Raw genomic sequence first — 4212 nt, forward strand, 5'->3', positions numbered from 1 at the left:
AGGGTTCTTGCCTGAAGACTTTGTCAGGAAAGAACAATCAACTACAGCTTAATAATCAGATAACCACCGCAAAAAAATACATTTTTTATGGTTTATTTGGTGTGCCCTCTGAAATATTTTACATAGAAGTTTCTATTGATTTTGTTTTCACACTAAACATTCTCCTTAAAAGCTACACTATTTATTACGATTAATATACTCCATTAGTTTCTCTTTTTTCCAAGTGTTCAATACAGTTTCAGGTTTTAACCAAGCTTTCCTTGCCATTTTTACACCATAATCCATATGCGCGAGTGTCCCACCACGATGTGCATCGGTATTTATAGCTATTGTCACACCAGTATCTCGTGCTGCTTCCAACCATTCCGTCGCAAGATCGAAACGCTGTGGATTTGCATTTAATTCAAGACATGTATTCGTTTCTTTTGCCCGTTCAATCAATTTTTCAACATTCACTTTATAACCTGGCCGACGTCCAATAATACGCCCTGTCGGATGGGCAATTAGATCAACGTATGGGTTTTCTAGTGCATGGTATAGTCTGTTCATAATTTTTTCTTCAGATTGATCAAAACTCGAATGAATTGCCGCAATAACAAAGTCCATCTCTTTTAAAAATTCAGTTGAAAAGTCCAATTCCCCATTCGGTAAAATGTCCATTTCCACACCAGAAAAGATATGAATATCATCATACTTTTCATTTAACAACGCTATTTCTTCCCGTTGTTTTCGGAGTCGTGATTCAGTTAATCCATTGGCAACCCGTAAAAATTTAGAGTGATCGGTAATAGCAATATATTCATATCCTTTTTCCCGTGCATGATTCACCATTTCTTCTAATGATTCGGCACCATCACTCCAAGTTGTATGCATATGAAGATCACCGCGGATTTCGTCATGCTCTAATAACTCAACTTCCTCCTTAAACGCCTCAACCTCACCTTTATCTTCACGGATTTCAGGTGGGATATAATGAAGGCCGAAGTGATTGAAAAAGGCTTTCTCTGAATCAACATGTAGAACTTCTCCTGTTTCTTCCACTTCGATACCATATTCATTAATTTTTTCACCGCGTTGTTTTGCAAGTTGCCGCATTTTTACGTTATGATCCTTTGAACCGGTAAAATGGTGTAACGTAGTGTAAAACTCTTCTTTTTTCACAAGTCTGAAGTCAACATTTACTTCATATTGATCCGCTAACGTCACTGCAACTTTTGTATCTCCACTTGCAATAACATCTTGAATCATATCCATTTTTAAAATTGCTTCCCTTACTTTTTCGGCTTCTTCTGCAGCAATAATAAAATCAAGATCTTTAATCGTCTCTTGTAACCGTCTTAAACTCCCTGCGATACTGAACCGCTGTATTTCCGGAACCCCTTCTAAATACTTTTCAATCACGCTAGCAAGCTCAAGCATATATGCAACCGGTAAACGTTCCGGTCTTGTCTCTTGATTACTTAGAGCCTCTACAATATTTTCTGCTGTCTTTTTCCCAAAGCCTTTTACTTTTTCAACCCGTCCATCCATACAGGCGCGCTTAAGTGTATCCGCATCAACTACATCTAATTCTTTATATAAAACTGCTAACCGTTTTCCACCTAAGCCTGGTAACTTCAATAAAGGAATGAGCCCATTCGGAATTTCTTTTTCCAATGTTTTTAAAGTTTCCGAAGTCCCTGTTTCGAGAAATTCTTGGATCAAATCATTGGTGCCTTTACCGATCCCGGGAATTTTAGTGAAATCATCAATCTCATTTAATGAACGAACATCACGTTCAAGACCTTGAGCTGCTTTTCTATATGCGGCTATACGAAACGGGTTCTCTCCTTTTAGTTCGAGATAGGTTGCTATTTTTTCTAAAAATTGTACGAGATCTTTTTTGTTTAGTCCCATTATTAATCGCCCCTTACAAGTCATGGAAAAAGACTGATTTCATATGCAATCAGTCTCCGTTTTGTCATCAGTTATATAAAATACTAAACGCTTCAGTGAACCATAAGTTTTCCATCGTTTTCGATAAAATCGGTGTATGCTCCACAATTAATGTCGCAAGAAACGAACTCTTAATCTTTACTTGAATAGCCTCTATCGGCAAGAGTGCTAGAATAAATAAAATAAGAAACGTAATAAAATAAACTTCAACAACCCCTAATATTGCGCCTAGTAATTTATTAAGCTGCCGAAGTACAGGTAAATTTGCTAGAAAATCGAGCATGGACGCAATAATTTGTAAAATAATTTTTGTAGCAAAGAAGATAATGGCAAAAGCAATCGCATTATAAAACGCATTTTCTAGCGGCATACTGTTTAAAAAGACTGCCCAAACTTGGTCAGTGCTAAACTCCGGATACGGTATCCAATATGGTAAGTAGCTAGATAATTTACGAAAGTATAGACTTGCTACGATAAAAGCAATAATAAAACCAACCAAATGCATTAATTGTAAAATAAATCCACGTTTAAGTCCCATAAAAAAACCAAAAACCAAAACAAGTAAAATAATTATTGATATCATTTATTCTTCCTCTTCTATTAATGTTACTAGATCTTCATAATCTGCTTTTAATTTTAAGTAATCATTCATTGTATTAATTGCTGTAAGTACTGCCAATTGTGTAGTATCTAAATGTTTATTAGATTGATAGATTTCAGTCATTTTATCATTAACTAATTTAGCAACTAATTCCATATGTTCTTTTGATTCAGTACCAACAATCGTGTACTTTCTTCGATTAATTTTAACATCTATTTTTTTACGTTCTTTATTTTCTCGAGTCACACTAACGTTCCTCCCATTATAGCAGAACATCATCATTTCGTGCCTACTACTGCATAAAGTGGTACAATTAATTTTAACATGAAAAGCGACATTTAGGAAACGGTATATATATTTTTTATTGAAGGAGTTGCAAGATGGGACAAATCACGGAAGTATTTACAAATGAAACGATTAAACAAATGAAAAAAAAATATAAAAATTCGCTTGAAAACTCACCTCCTGGAGCAGTATTTCGGGCACGCACTGGCGATGCAGTAGTAACAGCTTATAAATCAGGCAAGGTCCTATTCCAAGGGGCTCGACCGGAAGCGGAAGTTGTAAAATGGGGAGAACCTTTAGAGCTTACAACAAAAACATCTAATAGAAAACAAAATTTAACCTATACACCACCTGAATCCTTATTCCCTAATAATCATATCGGTTCAGATGAATCTGGAACCGGAGATTATTTCGGTCCAATTACAACATGCGCAGTGTATGTTAAGAAAGAACAGATTGAATTATTGAAAGAAATGGGGATCCAAGATTCTAAAAAAATCACTGACGAGACAATAGAACTATTATCAAAAGGGCTTGTAGAGCTAAACATCCCTTATTCCCTAATGATTTTACACAATGAAAAATATAATCAATTACAAGCCCGCGGCTGGTCACAAGGAAAAATGAAAACGATGCTTCATCATTCCGTCATTGAAAACTTATTGAATAAGATTGATGGTGAACCTTATGAAGGTATTTTAGTCGATCAGTTTTGTGATCCAAACATCTATATAAAGCATCTTCGTAGTGAAGGAAAGTCGCTTGCGGACAAAACATATTTCATGACAAAAGCAGAAAATTATTCGATTGCTGTTGCAGCCGGTTCAGTCATTGCCCGCGCAAGTTTTGTAAAAGAAATGAACCGATTATCAGAATTGATTGGATTTGAATTATTAAAAGGTGCTTCACAGAAGGTCGATCAGTTGGCTGCTGAAATAATTCGCGAAAAGGGAGAAGTGGCTTTGCAGAGTATTGCGAAAGTGCATTTTGCGAATACTGGGAAGGCAAAGAAGTATTTAAAAAGATAAACAGTTAGCCCTTGTTTCCGAACAAGGACGGAATAACGCAATCTTCTGTCATAATTCCCTGCAACCCTTGATGTGATATGATCCTTTGAGAACTTACTAGATTATACGAATCGTCATAATTCCCCTGCAACCCTTGATGTGATATGATAATCTTTTTTACAACCACACCGGGACAAAAGTCATAATTCCCCTGCAACCCTTGATGTGATATGATGTCCTAGCAAATCTATAAACCATGCGGATAGTCATAATTCCCCTGCAACCCTTGATGTGATATGATCCATGGCCATGTAATCCTCTTGCTATTTGAGTCATAATTCCCCTGCAACCCTTGATGTGATATGATAATAGTAATAAACATTC

Annotated in this window: 5 protein-coding genes; 2 read left to right on the plus strand and 3 right to left on the minus strand. The window is 36.1% G+C overall.

What is annotated here, in order from left to right; all coding sequences use genetic code 11:
• Nucleotides 1-194, plus strand: a 194-nt coding sequence (locus tag ACPYKA_RS19480) for a hypothetical protein (protein WP_479543857.1), incomplete at its 5' end; no start/stop codon positions are given.
• Here the strand turns inward: ACPYKA_RS19480 and polX are convergent.
• From polX to zapA, 3 genes are all read right to left on the minus strand, one after another.
• Nucleotides 178-1896, minus strand: a complete 1719-nt coding sequence (gene polX / locus ACPYKA_RS19485) for a DNA polymerase/3'-5' exonuclease PolX (protein ID WP_479543858.1) — start codon at nt 1894-1896, stop codon at nt 178-180. The two genes, ACPYKA_RS19480 and polX, sit on opposite strands and share 17 nt — an antisense overlap.
• A 67-nt stretch (nt 1897-1963) precedes the next feature.
• Nucleotides 1964-2518, minus strand: coding sequence for a CvpA family protein (locus ACPYKA_RS19490; protein ID WP_479543859.1), 555 nt, complete (start codon nt 2516-2518; stop codon nt 1964-1966).
• The gene (gene zapA / locus ACPYKA_RS19495) at nt 2519-2812 is read right to left on the minus strand and encodes a cell division protein ZapA (RefSeq protein WP_479543861.1); all 294 of its coding nucleotides are present in this window, start codon (nt 2810-2812) and stop codon (nt 2519-2521) included.
• Nucleotides 2813-2916: 104 nt separating this feature from the next.
• Between zapA and rnhC the strand changes: the two genes are divergently transcribed.
• A complete protein-coding gene (rnhC, locus tag ACPYKA_RS19500) occupies nt 2917-3849 on the plus strand; it encodes a ribonuclease HIII (protein WP_479543860.1) in 933 nt (310 codons plus the stop codon).
• Nucleotides 3850-4212: the final 363 nt, after the last annotated feature.

This window comes from Pseudogracilibacillus amylolyticus (SeqCode) (genome assembly GCF_051918545.1).
Taxonomy (GTDB): Bacteria; Bacillota; Bacilli; order Bacillales; family Amphibacillaceae; genus Pseudogracilibacillus.